Consider the following 16,516-nt stretch of genomic DNA (forward strand, 5'->3'; position numbering starts at 1 on the left):
TTTTGAGCCAATTTGTTTATGATTATAACTGCGCTACAACCTGTCCAGCTGCTTGTCAAGTTCCAGCGCCGCACTAATGAGCGCTAGATGGGTGAAGGCTTGTGGGAAATTGCCCAGATGTTCGGCCTTATGGCTTATTTGTTCAGCGAATAGACCCAGATGATTTGCATAACCGTTCATTTTTTCAAAACTATCCAAAGCTCTGGTAACTTCGCCGCTTTTCGCCAGCGATTCAATAAACCAGAACGAGCACATGTTAAAAGTGCCTTCTTCACCCTGCAATCCATCAAATGCGTCCGGGCCGTTACGGTATCTGTATAACAAAACGTCAAGTCCTAGATCACGCTCAACAACCTTCATCGTTGAAAGCCATCTGGGCTCGTGGGGTGATATAAAATGCATAAGGGACATCAGTAAGACACTAGCGTCCACCTCCTCAGCTCCTTTGTACTGGACCCAGGCACCCATTTCTTCGTTCCAGAAATTATGATATATGTCCAGATAGATCTCGTCCCGAACCTTTTCCCACTTTCCTTTTGGAAATGGAAATGACCGGCTTTTTGCAATTTTTATTGCCCTGTCCATTGCCACCCAGCACATCAGCCTGCTATGTAAAAATTCCTTTTCAAGATTTCTGATTTCCCAGATACCATGGTCCGGCTTCTGCCAGTGCTTGATTACCTGGTCTATCTGAGTAACGATTGTTTCCCAGAATTCATAAGTAATTGCCGAATGCTGTTTGTTGTAAATGTAAATAGTATCAATTAATTCGCCGTAGATGTCTATCTGCAATTGATCCTGGGCTGCATTTCCGATTCGGACAGGCAGGGATTTTTTATATCCCTCAAAATGTTCAAGTTCTTTTTCTGCCAGATCATGTTTACCGTTGATCGTGTACATCAAATAAAGCTTGTCTTCGCTTGCTCGCGCGTGTATCCATTTCAAAAAAGCCGTCGCCTCATCGGTATATCCGAGGCGCAAAAATGCGTACATCGTGAAAGCCGCATCGCGTATCCAGGTGTAGCGATAATCCCAGTTTCGTCCTTCACCTAATGTCTCCGGCAGGCTGAACGTGGGGGCGGCCACCATAGAGCCTTGTTCCAAAGAAGTAAGCAGTTTCAATGTAATGGCAGAACGATTAATTGCTTCGCTCCAACGACCTTTGTATGTGGATTTTTTCGTCCAGTCGCGCCAGAAATTTATTGTCTGTTCGTATGTATGATCTTTGTAAAAATCAATCGAGTTTGGCTTTTTGTCCTGACCGCATTCCATGACGATAAATGCAGTTTCTGATTGATCGAGTGTAAATTCGGCGTACCCGGTATTGTCCAGAATCTGCAAAGGGATATCCGCAATTAAACGCATGATCGTCGGCTCCTCCTCGTCCGTGGTAAATCTGAGTTCATTCTTTTTGAGCTCAGTCTTGTGCTTGGCCTTGGCATAACCGAAAGCAGGATTGCACTTTACCCGGTACTTGATAGATCCGCGAACGGTCTTTATCATTCTGACAATCGTATTGGTTTTGACGCCATCTCGTGTTGTTACCGGCATGTAATCGGTAAGCTCAGCAATTCCTTCTTCGGAAAAAAAACGGGTAAGCAAAACCGCAGTGCCTGGAAGATAAAGTTGTTTGGTATTAAAATCCTTGATCTGTGGCGTGATAGAAAAACTCCCTCCTTTTTTGTGATCGAGTAATTTTGCGAAAACTGATGGAGAGTCGAAATCGGGATAACACATGAAGTCTATGGAACCTTCTAATGAAACAAGTGCGACCGTTTTCATATTACCAATCAATCCATAGTTCTCAATGGGTTTATAATTGTTGTTAGTATGTTGCATCCAAATATTTTATCTAAGTTTTGAGGTACAAATCACTTTTAAATAATCAGGCCAGAAATGAGGGATGGTGGTAGCGCCTGGGTTAGGGTTTCTGCAAATAGATAAAGGTAAAATGGAAAATTAGAATGGCCTTTATCCGGCGATTAGTATCGATCGGAAGGTATTGTGTTGTAGTTCAAAAGATTATAATATTTACCTAACAGTGTTAAATTTAATTACAATCGCGCTAGCGATATCACCACAAGTTTGGTTGGCATTCGCCACTTAAATCAGGAGTTAGTATCGATTTTGAAAAAGAGCGTTTCGGGGAAAAAATCAATGGATGACCATAAATATTGCGTCAGTCAGATCCCGAATCTTTGGAGTCAGCCGCATATTAAACTGAGGGAGTTTCTTAATGAAGTAACATTATGGGCTAGTAAATTTCTAAGTTAGGAGCCAGAACGGAAAATGTGAAAGCGATAATATAATTTGGATAAACAATCTTTCAATTTTTCTAAGACACAGGGATTTTGTACAGGTCATTGGAGTAAACCTATATCCATTCGAATAGTACGTTGAAGTTATTACTTAAATAAAAAAAGAAATTTTGCCTGACAATCAAATTGTTATCTCTGTTTTGCTAAACTAAGCCTGGGCTACGATTTTACGTTTGAGATAGTCGGAAAATTGTTTAACGGTTTGAAGCTGCTGATAATCTTCGTCGGGAATCGAAATGTGGAAGACGTCTTCCATTTGCAGTACAAGATCGACCGTGTCAAGGCTATCGAGCCCAAGGTCTTTTGAAAGGTTTGCATCCTCTGTAATGGCATTGTAAGGTAGTCCGCTGTTAGCAGCAAGTAAGGCACGCAGTTGCTCATTCATATGAAAATCAATTTTGGTGAAGAGTAAAGTAAATTCCAGTAAAAGATTATTTCATATAACCAGAGGCGGTTTAACAGGGAATTGAATAAATGACTTATCGAATTTTTTTATGATTGTAATTACCGAAAATGTGTTGGTAATGTGGCAAGCGATCAAAGTATTTAATGTTTTTTAACAAAATTGAAGTTACTATTTTATTTAGATATATGCTGAGAAAATTTTCGTAATTAATTGTCTGTCAATTATTAACTCCATTTTGAAAGAAGTTCTTTAAATGCGTCTTTATATAAATCACCTACCGAAATATCCATACTGCCAACATGCACGGAGTTCTTGCTGATGGAGTCAATCTTGTTTATCGCTACGATGAAAGAGCGGTGAAGTCGTAAAAATTTACCAGGAACCAGTTTTTCCTCGATTGCTTTCAGGCTGCTTAAAGTCATAACAGGTTTTGCCGGCGCAACCAAATGGATTTTCAAATAATCTTTCAAAGATTCGATGTAAAGAATCGATTCAAAATCAATTCTGACCAGTTTGTAATCTGCTTTTACGAATAAATAATCATCCTTAACCTCGACTTCGGGAACCGAATTACCTTCCTGAATCAGGTCAAAATATTTTTTTGCTTTTATCGCCGTTTCCAGAAACTCCTCATAACCAAAAGGTTTAAGCAGATATCCGAGTGCGTCAACCTTATAACCTTCCACGGCAAACTGGTTATACGCTGTGGTGAAAATGATTTTCGTTTGATCTGGGGAAGCCGTTTTGCTCAACACACGGGCAAGTTCCATACCGTTAAGATCAGGCATCTGAATATCCAGAAATACTAAATGTATTTCCTTAGAATGGATTGCTTGCAAAGCCTGGACGGCATTGCCATATCTTCCTGTCAGATTCAAAAATGGGGTTTGTTCGACAAAGGCGCTTACGAGACCCAACGCGAGTGGTTCATCGTCAACCGTAATACAATTCAATTTTGTCATCTGAAACTATTTTAAACCAGATTTATTTTTAACAAAACCTGGTATGTATTGTCATTAATATTGTCGTCAATCAATAGCTCATGCTTTCCGGGATATAACAAATCCAGCCTGCGCTGTGTGTTCACAAGCCCGATTCCTCCGCTTTCCACATTCAGTACATCTTTATCACGAAAGATATGATTTTTTACTACCATAGTAAGAAATCCATCCGCGATGTCCAGATCAACCCGAATACTGGCTTGGTGCATGGCGCTGATGCCGTGCTTAAAAGCGTTTTCAATGAAGGGAAGTAATAACATCGGTGCGACAGAATATTCTCTATCAGGCTTCGATTCGGTAAAAACAACCGTTGTATTACTTTGCAAACGGAGTTTCATTAATTCCATATAATCCTTAATAAAGGAAATTTCCTGGCTCAACAAAGACGTGTCCTGCTGTGTTTCATATAGCAAATAGCGCATCATCCGCGAAAGTTTTAAAATCGCATCTCGGGACACAGGAACATCTGTGAACGTCAGCGCATAAATGTTGTTCAGGGTATTGAAAAAGAAATGCGGATTGATCTGCGCCTTCAAAAGTGCAAGTTCGGTAGCAATGTTTTGTTTTTCGACTGACTCACGGATCTGGGCGTCCTTCTGCCAGCGTTGAAGTACTGACAGACTTGTACTCACCCCAAGTACCAGAAGTAAGATCATGAGTAAGATGCCGTCGATGACTCCCCGTGGCCGGCGACTTGGACCTGCCTGCGTCATAAGCGCGTCCATTTGCTCATGCACATGGAGCTGCTGATCGACAAATTTACTTATGACCAGCATAACCACGACCGATAGAATAATCCAAAGGGCAAAGGCGGAAGCATTGTTTTTTAATAGAAAGGAGGGAACCATGTAGAGCATATTGAAATAGAATATGCCCACCAGAAGAGCTATGCTTATCAATTGTTTCGCCCAAAACACAAACGGTAGCTTGATGCCCCAGGAAAGAGGCTGATAAAACATCAGCACAAATCCCAGAAGTGCCCACGCAAGAATGTGCACCCCAACAATTACCCAACCTTTTGATTTCTCCTTTGACATATTAATAAATTAAGCTGCAAGAATAGATGAAGTTGCTATAACATCAAAAGACTTTCGACGTAGAGCGCATTTATAGGGTCAAAGAGAAAAACTTTGACCGTGAATTATTTTATTGAATAATGGCAGTGTTTCTAAAAACCAGACTGCCGGTTAAACGGTAAATATTGGCTCTTCATCCTGACTTCCCTGCTCTTTGTCTAGCCGATTTTTACTTGTATCGGCTAATTCTTCTCTTTGTTCAGAAAAATGATCCCCGGGAAATTTTAACCTTAAACGGTGTCAGGGAAAATGCCAACATCTAAATACTTCTGCTGTGCTATTCGGAAAAAAAATATCGTATACTGAGGGCGACTTTCAAACTGTTGTCGAGGCTTGTAAAGCTGGTGAAAGCCAGGCGCAGCGTTATCTTTACAAGCAATTTTTTGGATATGCCAAAACCGTTTGTCTGCGTTACACTTCAACGAAAGAGGAAGCGGAGGAAGTATTAAATGAAGGATTTTTGAAAGTATTCAAAAACCTGGAAAGTTATGATTCTGTATATCCATTTAAAGTATGGCTCAGAACGATTATGGTCAACACCGCGATTAGCAATTATCGGAAACAGAAAAAACATACGGAAGACAGAATTGCTCTGGAAGATGCCCCGTACCTTGGTTTTGAGGAAGATATCGTCAGTCAGATAACAGCGGAAGAAATTCTATCACTGATACAGCACATCAAGCCGGTGTATAAAAATGTATTCCTTCTTTACGTCGTTGATGGTTATAATCACAGGGAAGTGGGCGATTTATTAGGCATTAACGAGGCGACTGTAAGGTCGCATTATGTTCGGGCGAGGGCGCTTTTGCAGCATCTCATCAAGCAAAATTATCCACATCTTTATCCTGGTTACCGCACCGAAAAAAGATTGGTTGAGCATTGAGATCCAGAGAAATTTCTATTTATTTTTTTTATTTAATATTTGAAAAAACCAGCGAGTAATCAATTACAGATTGATTTCATCGCCTTTAAGCTGGATTTCGAATAAACTTGAAGCGCCATGCTTATAATGTGCAGGTAAGCTCTCACTGTTTCCAAGCGTAACCACTCCAAGATATTTGAATCCACATCTCTCGTAATAACTATTTAGTTTCTCGTTGCCACTGCCGGTATCCATCCGAATGAATTTTTTGCGGATTGCTTTTGCGTGATTTTTCGCCCATTCGACGATTTTTTTAACAAAAAATTGTCCGCGAAAATCCGGATTTGTAGCGATCCTGTGAATGTAAATGGAAGGATCTTTATCTCTTTCGCCCCAGATTAAAGGATCATTGTAGTCAATTGCGAAAACACATACAATGGTTTGGTCAACAACGATTTTGTATTGCCTTTCTTCTGATATTTCCTTTTCTATCAGGGAGCGTTCAAAACCTTTCCAATGCTTGATGGCCACCGTCTTCTGGTGTTCCGTTCCTTGTTGGTAAAGCTCAAAAATTTTATCGATGTCCTCGTATTTGCTTTTTAATATCTCCATTGTATCGCGAAATGTTTCGCCAAAGGTCACAATCTAACGATAGATATAACAGACGCAGATTTTTATATTTTGTGCGGTACAGATAATTCTTTTGTTTGTCATTGACCGACGAATTAAAGTGAAAATTTTCATTGAAGTAAATTTTTTTTACCTACATTCAAACAGAAAATCTCGGCTCAAATCCGAAACAACGGAAATATGCGGCTAATTTTGAGCGAATCAATTAGTTTTCTAGGATGCAATTTTCGAAAGTAATTACCCACGATACCGCTTTTCATGCCGACGAAGTTATGGCTGTGGCCTTGTTACGTCACGCAGGATTTCAGTTTAAAGTGATCCGTTCCAGAAATCCAACTCTGCTCGCTGACTCACTTGCTGATCCGGAAGTCGTTGTTTTGGACGTGGGCGGCATATATGATCCGCTTATGCTGAACTTTGACCATCACCAGGATGCCTCCATGATGTCTGCGGCAGGATTAATATATGATCATTTCAAAAATTCAATCTGCCCTAAGGAGGCTCAGCCGTTCTTTGGAAACTTTATAGCTTCCATTGATGCAATCGACACAAACCGTGATAATATATTTGCAGTCTGGAACACATTGCCAATGGGATTTAGAAATACTTCCAGTATCATTGGCGGATTCAACCGGGAGATTAACGATCCTGCGATACAGGATGAGCAATTCCAGAAAGCAGTTGATTTTACAATGGAAATTATCAAAAACGAAGTCCACAAGGCTGTCAAAAAAGCAAAATCCGAAGCTGATTACTCGAAGAGAACAATCCTTGCGAACAACGTAGCAGTGTTTGACGAGTTTTCGACGGTTTGGAAAGAAAAGGACGAGCATACCTTCGCGATGCTTCCTCATGCGAATGGCTGGCAAATTCAATCCGTTGATACAACCGTTGCAAAAGTGCCCGAAAACATTGCGGATTGCGAAGGTTTTGTTTTTCGCCATGCTTCTGGTTTTATGGCTGTTGTGAAGGACAAAAACGTTGCGCTGGAATTTGCTAAAACGCTCTGATTTTTTCTACTAAATATTAATCAAAGCAATTCTTCTAAGTACCATATCGGTGGAAATGGTCTGCTAACCTAATGGTTTGATTTTAATAGGTCCATGATTTTATAGAATCAAGACCGAACGGGCAAAATGAGACAATTGTGTGAAACATGATTGTCTCATTTTACTTTTTATGGAAGTTTTACCTTCCCCCAATAACCTCCATAACTCACACGCAAATTCACTCAATTGGTTTATTTTTTTTACTTTCAAAAGGTGCAAATAACCTAGTTAATGGTAGAAATTTGGCCGTTAACTAAATTTCGTAAGATTCTGTTTATTAATTAGTTATGTCTTGGTAATTTAATGTCATCGAGAGATTTATAATTCATAAGGAAAAACAAAATCCAGCCCGTAAGATGAAAAGAATTATTACATGTAGTGATGGTACCTGGAATCTTCCGGGTGACAGTTACCAGGGTAAGCCTGTCAGAACTAATATCCAGAAAATATTTGAAGGCATCTGTAATGAAGCCTCAGATGGGATACATCAGCTCAAATATTATGATGAGGGAGTTGGCGTGGAAGGCATCGAGTTGAAGCGCATGATCAATGGTATGATTGGGGGTGGGATAGACCGGAATATTCTGGATATCTATAAATTTATCTGTTGGAATTATTCTCAGGGCGACGAGCTTTATCTGTTCGGATTTAGTCGGGGAGCGTATACTGCAAGAAGTCTGGCAGGGCTGATCCGTACTGCGGGACTGGTCAAAAGTAATAATCTGACTTTGATTAATGAAGCCTATAAAATTTATCGGGACCGATCCGATCCGACCCATCCGGATGGTGATGTTGCCAGCAAATTTCGGGCAGAGTACAGTCAGCCTGAATTCAGAATAAAGTTTATTGGTGTTTGGGACACAGTTGGGTCGCTCGGGATACCGCTTAAATTTATTGGTAATAAGAAAAAATACGAATTTCACGATACGACTTTAAGCAGTCACGTGGATTTTGCATACCAGGCACTGGCGCTGGACGAAAAGCGCAAAAATTTTGAGCCTGCGATCTGGAAACAAAGTAACAATGCGGGGCTCGACGGGCACTATCAAATTCTGGAACAACGGTGGTTTCCCGGCGTGCACTCCAATATCGGCGGCGGATATCCGGACGAAGGTTTAAGTGACATTGCCCTGAACTGGATGATCAACAATGCGAAAGGAGCTGGGCTTTCCTTTGAAGACAAATATCTAGCCGATAATGTCAGGCCAACGATCGAAGGAGAGCTGTATGATTCTTATAATTTTCCTTTTTCACTAGTCGGGAAGCTACAAAGGCAGGTGATGACCGATGCAGATTCCCGTGAAGATATTCATCACTCAGTATATGAACGGATGGAGAAAATCAAGAAGTACACGCCGGATAATCTTCCAAAACGAGAGAAAGTTACGTGATGAATGCGCGGTAGGTTTCTTGGATGTTATCGACAAAAATCATCAAAAGGTATTGATATTCAGTTCTTAATCGATATACGGTTACACTAAATTCTAAATTTGCAATGGCTTGAAAAAAACGTTGGTATATTAGTAATTTGAATAGTAATTAATTTACCAGCGTGAATAATCAGGAGTCAGTTTTATCTTTTTGGCGGGATGTTGAAATTTTCAGTTTACCTGACTTGCCCCGCGATGTAGTTTATATGAATCCGGCAAAGACATTGCCTTGGGAAATGTCGTTCAAACCGTCGAAAGATTTTACCTGGCGGCATATTATTTATTTTGGTAAAAGTCCCAAGGAAACTATCGCGAACTTGATAAAGGAGGCGGTTCAAGAAGAGATTCATGAGGATTGGGTTGAAAAGCCATCAGGCAATACCTACATGGCCGTGATGATCGTCAATGAAAATGGGCAAACTTCTCATGATGGAGGATACCTGCAAGCTTCTTATCTGCATGGAATAAAGTGTCTCCAGGATAATATTCCGATATCCAACGTCAACGAGAAACTGCAAAAAACGCAGGATGAATTTAAAGAACGGTATCCGGCGAATCAGGATGCGGAAAGTTTGGAAATGCTCAACTCGCCAATTTTAACTCGGGCACAGCTAAAAAATGAAGTTGAGGTATTGAGGATGCTTGGCATTGTAGGGCTTCGCTGCGACGACCGGATCTACATCAAGTCAGACAAGGTGTCACGAAACTCGAAACCTGACCCTTCCTTCATGAACAGCTTTTACCTCGATGATCTGAACGCTTTATTAAAAGAGGAAAACCGAGGTCCTGCCATAGAAAAATATTTGTCCGATGGCCGGGACGCTAAGCCGGGAACAGATATTCTTAAAGATCAACAAGCATTTTTCGAGCTTTTGAATCCAGAATTAATCTTGTCTGGTAAATGGGCTGCAAAACCTGAAATCAGTCTTTATACTGCACAAATGGCTGCTGTGCATTCCGCCATGCGTGAATTGAAAAACGGAGAAGGAATAATTGGAGTGAACGGTCCGCCCGGAACAGGAAAGACAACTATGCTGCTGGATATCATTTCAGATATCATTGTGGAACGGGCCAAAATACTTTTGAAGGAAAAGGCAGGAGAACTTTTTGGGAAATCACAAAGAATAGAAAGGAAGGACTCTTATGCATACTACTTTCCACCAAAATCTGAGGTTTTTAGGGATATAGGAATCGTAGTGGCGAGTAATAATAATGCTGCTGTTGAAAACATTTCCAAGGAGTTGCCTGATGAAAAAAAGATTGATCGTGCAAGTTTTCCTGACGCAGATTATTTGTCAGCATTCAGTCGGGATTTGATTGTTGGAGACGCCTGGGGGCTACTGTCGGCGGCGCTTGGCAATGCGAAAAACAAGCAAGCATTTAAAAATAACGTATGGAATTCTTTTGAAGATGATAAACCAAAACTGCAAAAGTTCTTACTTGAAATCTATAATAACCCCGAAAAGAAAGACAGGTCAGAATTGTATCATGCACAGTTTCTTGCTGCTAAAAAGGAGTTGCTGTTGCTATTGACAGATCTGGAAAATTTCAAGAAAGAAGCGGTTCAGTATTTTTCACTTTTAAAGGAATATCTTGAAAACCGCAAGCATCAGGTTTATTTAACAAACAAAGTTAACGAAGCAGCAAGTCATTTGTTGATGCTTACAGATAAAAGAAAAGCTGAATTATTAAACGCTGATCGTTTGCTCGCGGTTATTGATTCTACCAGGCAAAGCGTGATGTTATATCAATCGTCAAAACCGATTTTCTATTTTTTTCATAAACTCTTCAATACGCAGAAGTATAAAAATTGGCACGCACCTCTTGAAAAAATGCTCAATGAGCTTGTAAGATTGTCTACGCAGCAGTCTGAAAACGCGACACTGGTTGGTAACTTAGATCAGGAAATTGAAAAAAATAAGGAGGTTTCTGACGGTTTTCTAAGAGAATTAAAAGAGATTGAAAAGGGTGCAAAACTAAGTCTGAAATTAAAAGCGTCGTTGAAAGAGAAATATGGTTTTGCTGATAATAATCTCCCGGACGAAAGTTTGTATGACTTATTTGAGACGAACAGAGATGCATTTCATAGAGCAAATCCATGGTCATCAAAAATTGTTAATACGCTCAGGAGTAACATTTTCCTGAAAAGCCTGAAATTACATGAATTAGCTGTTCTGGGAAATGCAAAAGGATTTAAAAACAATTTAAGTCTTTTCATGGAAATGATTGACGGTCGGGTAGAGGTATCGGCAAATATGGCGGCCGGCCTTTGGCAATCATTTTTCTTTTGTGTTCCTGTCGTATCGACGTCGCTGGCCTCTGCCGGAAAATTATTCAAACCTTTGCAAAAATCAAGTATCGCCTGGCTCTTGCTCGACGAAGCTGGTCAGGCCTCACCTCAGTCCGCAGCCGGTCTGATCAATAGAGTGAAAAGAAGCATTATTGTTGGAGATCCGCTTCAAATTGAGCCAGTGATGACGATACCGCAGAGCGTAGTGCAGATATTAAATAGTGCCTACAAAACGGATAGGCTTTGGTCTCCATTGCATACTTCAGTTCAGAAACTTGCAGATAGGATCACCCAACAAGGCACCTGGGTGAACGGCGGAGAAGAGGAAGATATCTGGACTGGCTTACCGCTGCGCGCGCATCGCCGATGTGATAACCCAATGTTTGATATCGCCAATGCGATTGCCTATAACGGACAAATGGTTAAAGTGCAAAATGATGTGGATAACTATTCGCCATTAGGGAAATCGTGTTGGCTTGATGTAACTGGGACTACAATAGAAGCCAGGCAGGTTATAGTTGAAGAGCTGGAGGTGCTGGTCCGAAAGGTGAGTATGTTGACATCCATGAGCTCTGAAATTTTTGTAATATCACCATTCAAGTCAGTTGCCACGGCATGCGAAAAAGTCTTAAAAGATATTTTGCCAAATGTGAAATGTGGGACAATTCACACATTTCAGGGAAAAGAAGCGGATATTGTATTTTTGGTTTTGGGAAGTGCGCCTGATAAGCCGGCCAGTCGGCAATGGGCATCTCAAAAACCCAATATGTTAAACGTTGCCTTGACAAGAGCCAAAAGAAGGTTTTATGTAATAGGAAATAAAAAGCTTTGGGGACAGAATCCTTATTTTGACAAACTTGCGGCTGATCTTTAAATAGATCATCAACCGAATACGACCTTTCCGTAACTTATCAAACCAGAGCAATAATTTGTGTTTTCAGAGTTGTAATTAGCTAAATAAGGAATTCCTTACGGCTTTGCTGGAACGATCTTTGTCAACCTGATGTAACTATAACCTTTAAATCCACATTTTATGGACAGCATTAACGAACAACAGCCGGAAAAAAATCATGAAGATCTTTTTGGCAGAGAGGCCGGGGAGAAAATAAAAGAACTGGCAAAAGCTGCAAATACCTGCTTTTTTTGTTCAAGGATAACTTCAGGCCAACCATTAAATACTCGCCCGATGTCTATACAAAAAGTTGATGATCAAGGTAATTTTTGGTTTCTCAGCTCGGACGATAGCCACAAAAATGAAGAAATCGAGTCTGATCCAAATGTTCAGCTTTTGTTCCAGGGATCAAAATATTCTGATTTTCTAAGTATTTACGGAATAGCGACGATTTCAAAAGACAAGGCGACAATCAAGGAGCTTTGGGAGCCGATTCTTAAAGCCTGGTTTACGGAAGGTGAGGATGATCCAAGAATCACCGTCATAAAGGTTGAGGCAAAGGAGGGTTACTATTGGGACAATAAACATGGAAATGCAGTTGCATTAGTCAAAACTGCTGTTGGGGCTATGCTAGGCAAAACTTTGGACGATTCCATAGAAGGCAAACTTGTCAATCCGTGATAGTTTTTGCGTGGTTGTAATTGATAAAAAGATGATATCATCAAAAAAACCGCGGCTGGCAAATCAATTGCCAGCCGCGGTTTTTTAGTTAAGGTAAAAAATAACACTGAGGTTTGAATATCTAAATCAAACTGTTTTTACTGCCCAGAATGACACCGAATTTCCTTTAACCTTGAAGTCGGCAGAGCCATCTTCCTCGATAGTAATTTCTTCCTGAACATTATTAAGGTAATCGACAAAAACTTTCCCGGCGTGTTGAGCGCCAATTTCCATACGCTTGAAACCGTCGTCTCCGTTAGAGAGAATAACTGCGCACCCTGAGTTTTCGTGCTCCTCATCACCTTGTCTAGTCCAGCCGATGCAATTCGGATGATCAAAATAGTCCGTCTGCAAGCCGTAAGCAATATGCTTTCTGCAATACAACATTCTTTCCAGACCTTCAAGTTTTACAAGTGTAATCTCATGTTCCTCACCGTCGTTGCCGGTATCCTTATATTTCGAGCCATATAAATCTGTGTAGAAAATACATGGATAACCCGCTTCACGGAAAAGAATTAGTGCATAGGCAAGCGGTCGGAACCATTCGTCAACTGTCTGTTCCAGCGATTGAAGTGGCTGGGTATCATGATTTTCAACAAGCGTAACAGCAAGTTCGGGATCAACCTGAACGAGCGTATTGTCGAAGATCGTACATAGGTTAAAATCACTACGCTCCTTGGAAGCCTGGAAGAAATTTCCTTGCAGCGGTGCGTCAAAGAGTGACACGCGTCTGTCTGTTGCCTCAATATATTTGATCATCGATGGAAGATCATAAGGTGCCCAGTATTCGCCGACTGTATAGAATTCTTTCTGATACTTTCCACGAAGATGATCCAGCCATTCGTTGTAAAATTCCGGATCCATGTGTTTGATCGCATCCAGGCGAAATCCGTCAAAATCAAGTGTTTCGTAAAACCATTCACCCCAGCGTTTAAGCTCTTCTCTTACGTGCGGGTTCCTGAATTCAATATCGGATAACATTAAATAATCATAATTTCCATTTTCCAGATCAAGCACATCTTGCCATCCCTCACCATATTGATTCTGAATGCTGTAAATTGCAGTTTCCTGTGTTGAAGCGTTATAATCTACACCAGAAAAACACTGGTAATCCCAAACGAAGTCTGAATATTTTCCTGCTCTGCCCGGAAAGGTAAATTTGGTATAAGCTTCAATCTGAATCGGTTCGCTGATAAATTCATTACGGTTTTCAGGCTCTACTTTTTTAACCGTCACAACTTCCTTTTCATCCGCGCCTCCCATGTGGTTTAAAACGATATCAGTATAGACCTGAAGCCCGGCTTCCTTACCTGCTTTTATCGCATCAATTAATTCTTGTTTTGTGCCATATTTAGTTCTCACAGAGCCTTTTTGATCAAATTCACCCAAGTCGTAGAGATCATATGAATCATAGCCCGAAGCCTGATCTCCCGCCATTCCCTTATGCGCCGGAGGAAGCCATACCGAATCAATTCCAATAGCTTTCAAACGATTTGCTTCATTTCTAAAATGACTCCAAAGCGAGCCATCCGCTGGATAATACCATTCGAAGAACTGAAGCATTGTAAAATTTTCCATTATTATTTTAGTCCAGGTAATTATTAAACTGATAGTTGATGTTTCAGATATTTTTCTGATTGTAACATTCCGATACAATAATTGTGCCTTTAACAAAAAACAGGAGATTGATTCCGTATCCCCGGAAATCAAAAAGAAGTCGGCTTACATAAAAAAATCCAATCGCTAGTTATGGCAATTGGATCTTTATTATCATTCTAAAACCGTAATTTTATTCAACAGGCTCGATATGAATCAGCACATTGCCAAGTTCAGGAATTTCCTCTCTCAAAGTATCCTGCAATTTGTGGGATAAATAATGTCCTTCCCTAACAGAGATACTGGCACTTACCAATGCGTGTAAATCAACATGGTAACGCATACCGGATTTTCTGATGAAACATTTTTCAGTTCCCACAATTCCATCTACACTAGCTGAAACCTTTCGTATTTGTTCGATCATATCATCGTACAAATTCTCATCCATGATTTCGCTTAACGCCGGTCTGAAAATCAGATAACTGTTGTAAAGTATAAAACCGGAAGCAAAGAGTGCAGCCCAGTCGTCAGCAGATTCATACCCATCACCCATTACAAGCGCTATGGTTATACCAATAAAAGCAGCCACAGACGTTATAGCATCACTGCGGTGATGCCAGGCGTCTGCTTTTAAGGAAGAACTGTTGGTTTCTCTGCTCCGCTGCATGACGAGCCGGTATGAAATTTCTTTCCATATAATAATCGCTGCCAAAATGATAAGTGTATATGGCTTTGGCAGGCCGTGGGGCGTTCTGATATTCTCAACACTTTCGTATGCAATAACAGTCGCCGACGTTATCAGAAAACCTACAACCAGAAAAGTGATTAAAGGCTCTGCACGTCCGTGACCGTACGGGTGATTCGCATCTGCTGGCCTGTTTGAATATTTAATTCCAAACAACACCAAAAAGGAAGAAAATATATCGGAGGTTGACTCAATCGCATCGGCTATAAGGGCATAGGAATTACCGAAATAGCCTGCAAGTCCTTTTATAATCGCTAAGCAAGTATTTCCTATAATACTGAAATACGTCGCTTTAATAGCCTTTTGTTCATTTGTCACTTCGGCCATATTCGGTACAAAACATCTTTAAACAGAGTTCTACAACAAAACTAATATCCGTTGTAAGGGCGTAAAAGTAACTTAATTTGACGTAAGTTACTAACGACTTCTTATATCCATTCTAGTGTTTCATATCATCAATATTATAGATACCTATGATTTGTCTTATTTTATTGATAGTTCTTGCCGCATTACCTTTGCCGCATATTATTTATCAATACTGAAAAATGGAAACTCAAAAAATATTTATCATCAATGGCGGCCAAATCTTTGGACATTCTGGCGGACGATTCAATAAAACAATATTCGACGAAACGATTAAATTCTTTAACGAACATCCAGGCTTTAAAGTTAGGTCAACGGATATCAATCAGAAGTATGATCCAAAGAAAGAAGTAGAAAATTTTGTATGGGCAGATGTTGTCATATATCACACGCCGATCTGGTGGTTTCAGGTTCCAAATGGATTGAAAAAATACATAGACGTCGTTTTTACGGAAGGCCATCAGACCGGTATTTATAACAGCGACGGGCGTTCATCAACGAACCCTCATATTAATTATGGAACCGGCGGAACATTGCACGGACGTCGATATATGATTACTACTTCATGGAATGCGCCGGCAACTGCTTTTACTTTACCGGGTGAATTTTTTAATGAAAAGAGCGTGGATGAGGGACCACTTTTTGGCTTCCATCGCATGAATGCTTTTACAGGAATGAAGCCAGTGGATGGAATTCATTTTCATGATGTAGAAAAGAATGCAGTTATTGCCGGCGATCTAAAAAGGTACAAAGATCATTTACGAAAAATTTTTATCAATAAACCCGTAGCGCATGAGCATTTATCTGACAGCGTTTGTTAAAAGTAAACCAGGGAAATCAGAGGATTTGAAAGTCCAGCTTTTAAATCTGGTAGCCAATTCGACTAAAGAAGCGGCTTGTATCCAATATGATTTACATCAGTCAAATGAAGAACCTGATGTTTTCATTTTTCATGAAGAATGGGAGAGTCAGGCTGGGCTGGACGTTCATAACGCCAGTCCATATATTTCTGATTTCATTACGTTGGCGCCCGACCTTATCGAGGGAAATATTTCGATTTACAAGACTTCGAAAATTGGTTGATGACTTCAAAATACAGATCCTTTGTTAAGTTAACAAAGGGATCTGTATTTTGAAA

General features: G+C 40.3%; 14 protein-coding genes. 7 read left to right on the forward strand and 7 right to left on the reverse strand.

The window, feature by feature from the left end; all coding sequences use genetic code 11:
* Positions 1–33 precede the first annotated feature (33 nt).
* The 4 genes from L0657_RS27400 to L0657_RS27415 form a co-directional block, all read right to left on the reverse strand.
* The gene (locus L0657_RS27400) at positions 34–1,839 is read right to left on the reverse strand and encodes a glycoside hydrolase family 15 protein (RefSeq protein WP_235154058.1); all 1,806 of its coding nucleotides are present in this window, start codon (positions 1,837–1,839) and stop codon (positions 34–36) included.
* Positions 1,840–2,466: 627 nt separating this feature from the next.
* Complete coding sequence (locus tag L0657_RS27405) at positions 2,467–2,703, reverse strand: acyl carrier protein (protein WP_235154059.1); 237 nt, start codon at positions 2,701–2,703, stop codon at positions 2,467–2,469.
* Between the two features lie 245 nt (positions 2,704–2,948).
* The gene (locus L0657_RS27410) at positions 2,949–3,686 is read right to left on the reverse strand and encodes a LytTR family DNA-binding domain-containing protein (protein ID WP_235154060.1); all 738 of its coding nucleotides are present in this window, start codon (positions 3,684–3,686) and stop codon (positions 2,949–2,951) included.
* A gap of 11 nt (positions 3,687–3,697) precedes the next feature.
* Positions 3,698–4,762, reverse strand: coding sequence for a sensor histidine kinase (locus L0657_RS27415; RefSeq protein ID WP_235154061.1), 1,065 nt, complete (start codon positions 4,760–4,762; stop codon positions 3,698–3,700).
* A gap of 313 nt (positions 4,763–5,075) precedes the next feature.
* Between L0657_RS27415 and L0657_RS27420 the strand changes: the two genes are divergently transcribed.
* Positions 5,076–5,684, forward strand: a complete 609-nt coding sequence (locus L0657_RS27420) for an RNA polymerase sigma factor (protein ID WP_235154062.1) — start codon at positions 5,076–5,078, stop codon at positions 5,682–5,684.
* 63 nt (positions 5,685–5,747) lie between these two features.
* Here L0657_RS27420 and L0657_RS27425 read toward each other — a convergent pair whose 3' ends face one another.
* On the reverse strand, positions 5,748–6,275 hold the full coding sequence (locus L0657_RS27425; RefSeq protein WP_235154063.1) for a GNAT family N-acetyltransferase: 528 nt from the start codon (positions 6,273–6,275) through the stop codon (positions 5,748–5,750).
* Positions 6,276–6,511: 236 nt separating this feature from the next.
* Here L0657_RS27425 and L0657_RS27430 point away from each other — a divergent pair, with 236 nt between their 5' ends.
* The 4 genes from L0657_RS27430 (at position 6,512) to L0657_RS27445 (ending at position 12,635) form a co-directional block, all read left to right on the forward strand.
* Positions 6,512–7,303 carry an MYG1 family protein gene (locus tag L0657_RS27430; protein WP_235154064.1) on the forward strand — a complete coding sequence of 264 codons (792 nt, stop codon included), beginning with the start codon at positions 6,512–6,514 and terminating at the stop codon, positions 7,301–7,303.
* A gap of 395 nt (positions 7,304–7,698) precedes the next feature.
* Positions 7,699–8,733, forward strand: a complete 1,035-nt coding sequence (locus tag L0657_RS27435; RefSeq protein WP_235154065.1) for a DUF2235 domain-containing protein — start codon at positions 7,699–7,701, stop codon at positions 8,731–8,733.
* Positions 8,734–8,894: 161 nt separating this feature from the next.
* Complete coding sequence (locus L0657_RS28095) at positions 8,895–11,936, forward strand: ATP-binding protein (RefSeq protein ID WP_235154066.1); 3,042 nt, start codon at positions 8,895–8,897, stop codon at positions 11,934–11,936.
* Between the two features lie 159 nt (positions 11,937–12,095).
* A complete protein-coding gene (locus tag L0657_RS27445) occupies positions 12,096–12,635 on the forward strand; it encodes a pyridoxamine 5'-phosphate oxidase family protein (RefSeq protein ID WP_235154067.1) in 540 nt (179 codons plus the stop codon).
* 126 nt (positions 12,636–12,761) lie between these two features.
* On the opposite strand, the gene L0657_RS27450 is transcribed toward L0657_RS27445, so the two are convergent.
* Together L0657_RS27450 and L0657_RS27455 are read right to left on the reverse strand one after the other, a co-directional pair.
* Positions 12,762–14,252, reverse strand: coding sequence for an alpha-amylase (locus L0657_RS27450; RefSeq protein WP_235154068.1), 1,491 nt, complete (start codon positions 14,250–14,252; stop codon positions 12,762–12,764).
* 211 nt (positions 14,253–14,463) lie between these two features.
* On the reverse strand, positions 14,464–15,342 hold the full coding sequence (locus L0657_RS27455) for a cation diffusion facilitator family transporter (protein WP_235154069.1): 879 nt from the start codon (positions 15,340–15,342) through the stop codon (positions 14,464–14,466).
* 218 nt (positions 15,343–15,560) lie between these two features.
* Between L0657_RS27455 and L0657_RS27460 the strand changes: the two genes are divergently transcribed.
* Both L0657_RS27460 and L0657_RS27465 read left to right on the forward strand, forming a co-directional pair.
* Positions 15,561–16,199: an NAD(P)H-dependent oxidoreductase gene (locus L0657_RS27460; protein ID WP_235154070.1), complete on the forward strand. Its 639-nt coding sequence runs from the start codon at positions 15,561–15,563 to the stop codon at positions 16,197–16,199.
* On the forward strand, positions 16,171–16,461 hold the full coding sequence (locus tag L0657_RS27465) for a putative quinol monooxygenase (protein WP_235154071.1): 291 nt from the start codon (positions 16,171–16,173) through the stop codon (positions 16,459–16,461). The genes L0657_RS27460 and L0657_RS27465 overlap by 29 nt, the downstream gene beginning before the upstream one ends.
* Positions 16,462–16,516: the final 55 nt, after the last annotated feature.

Source organism: Dyadobacter sp. CY345 (assembly GCF_021502725.1).
Taxonomy (GTDB): Bacteria; Bacteroidota; Bacteroidia; order Cytophagales; family Spirosomataceae; genus Dyadobacter.